Source organism: Mesorhizobium sp. M4A.F.Ca.ET.022.05.2.1 (assembly GCF_003998845.1).
Lineage (GTDB): Bacteria > Pseudomonadota > Alphaproteobacteria > Rhizobiales > Rhizobiaceae > Mesorhizobium.
On the sequence record NZ_RZOJ01000673.1, the window covers coordinates 1 to 1,779 of the forward strand.

Sequence of the window (1,779 nt, forward strand, 5' to 3'; positions counted from 1 at the left end):
CTCCTTGACCTCCTTCATGACAAAGAAAGTCCTGGTTTGCCGTACGCCCGGTAGCGCGATCAGCTTCTGCCCGTGGAGCTTGTTGAAATCCGCCATGTCGCGAACCCTTATCTTCAGCAGGTAGTCGAAGTCGCCGGCCACGAGATTACAGTCGAGAACCTCCTTGAGTCTCAGCACGGCTTCCTCGAAAGCGGCGAAGCTTTCAGGTGTCGAACGGTCGAGCACGACGCCGACCATCACCAGCGCGCCAAGCCCTACCGTAGCGGGCGTAATCTCCGCCCTGACCCCGGTGATGTAACCTTCTTCGAACAGGCGTTGCGTGCGCCTGTGGCAGGTGGCGGCGCTGACATTCACGCGCGCCGCCAGCTCCGCATTGGTCAGCCGTCCTTCGGCCTGAAGGGTGCGCAGGATCCTGACGTCGATGCGGTCCAACTCGGTGGAAGATTCTTCCATTTTTGCCAGCCTATATGAACGAACAGGTCAATCATATCGCAAATATCTGGGAGATATGAAAATTCTGCCGGCAAGTTCGAGAACACCTTTCGCCCGACTGCGCCTATTATCGAAGCATCGAAAACGACAAAGAGCGGAGACAGATCGATGTCACTTCTGGCGAAGTTTGAACGCTATCCGCTGACCTTCGGTCCGACGCCCATCGAGCATCTGCCCCGGCTGAGCGCTGCGTTGGGCGGCAAAGTCCACGTCTACGCAAAGCGCGACGATTGCAATTCCGGGCTGGCCATGGGCGGAAACAAATTGCGCAAGCTCGAATACATCGTGCCGGATGCTCTTCGCTCCGGCGCCGATACGCTGGTGTCGATCGGCGGCGTCCAGTCGAACCATACGCGGATGGTCGCCGCGACGGCCGCCAAGATCGGCATGAAATGCGTGGTGATCCAGGAGAAATGGGTGCCCCACTATGACGCGGTCTATGACCGGGTCGGCAACATCCTGATGACACGCCTGATGGGCGCCGACAGCCGGCTGGTCGACGACGGTTTCGACATCGGCATCCGCAAGAGCTGGGAGGACGCTATCCAGTCGGTGAAGGACGCCGGCGGCAAGCCCTATCCGATCCCGGCAGGCGCCTCGGTGCACAAGTTCGGCGGGCTGGGCTATGTCGGCTTCGCCGAAGAAGTGGCTCGGCAGGAAGCTGAGCTCGGCTTTGCCTTCGACTACATGATCGTCTGCGTCGTGACTGGCTCGACGCAGGCCGGCATGATCGTCGGCTTCGCCGCGCAGAACCGTGCCGACCGGGTGATCGGCATCGACGCCTCCGGCACGCTCGACCAGACCCGCGCCCAGGTCCGCCGCATCGTCGACGACACCGCCGCCCTCGTCGGGCTCGGCCGCGCCGTCCGCGACGACGAAATCGTCATCAACCCCGACTATGCTTATCCCGCCTATGGCGTTCCGTCGGAGGCCACGAACGACGCGATCCGCCTGGCGGCCCGCACCGAGGCCATGATCACCGATCCGGTCTACGAGGGAAAGTCGATGCAGGGCCTGATCGACCTGACCAGGAAGGGCTTCTTCCCCGAGGGCTCACGAATTCTCTACGCGCATCTCGGCGGCGCGCCGGCCATCAACGGCTACAGCTATTATTACAAGGACGACGGCGGCTGCCGGAAAAGCATGTCGGACGAGGCGCTGCCGCCGATCTTCCCATAAGGACTCAGGGGACTTCGTCGCCGCCCGCGAAATGCCATTCGATCAGCGGCTTCATATGTCCCATCAGCCCGTCCGGCAGGTCGGTGGCATCACGGATGACGACGGGAC

Annotated in this window: 2 protein-coding genes; one reads left to right on the plus strand and one right to left on the minus strand. The window is 61.9% G+C overall.

What is annotated here, in order from left to right; translation table 11 throughout:
- The coding region (locus tag EN745_RS34430) for an Lrp/AsnC ligand binding domain-containing protein (RefSeq protein WP_127423285.1) at window positions 1-453 on the minus strand (453 nt) is incomplete at its 3' end.
- Window positions 454-600: 147 nt separating this feature from the next.
- On the opposite strand from EN745_RS34430, the gene EN745_RS34435 reads away from it, so the two are divergent.
- Window positions 601-1,671 (plus strand): 1-aminocyclopropane-1-carboxylate deaminase, encoded by a 1,071-nt coding sequence (locus tag EN745_RS34435; RefSeq protein WP_126053994.1) that lies wholly within the window; start codon window positions 601-603, stop codon window positions 1,669-1,671.
- Window positions 1,672-1,779 lie beyond the last annotated feature (108 nt).

Coding starts and splice junctions, on each gene's coding strand:
- EN745_RS34435 (WP_126053994.1), top strand. CDS start 601: ATGTCACTTCTGGCGAAGTTTGAACGCTATCCGCTGACCTTCGGTCCG.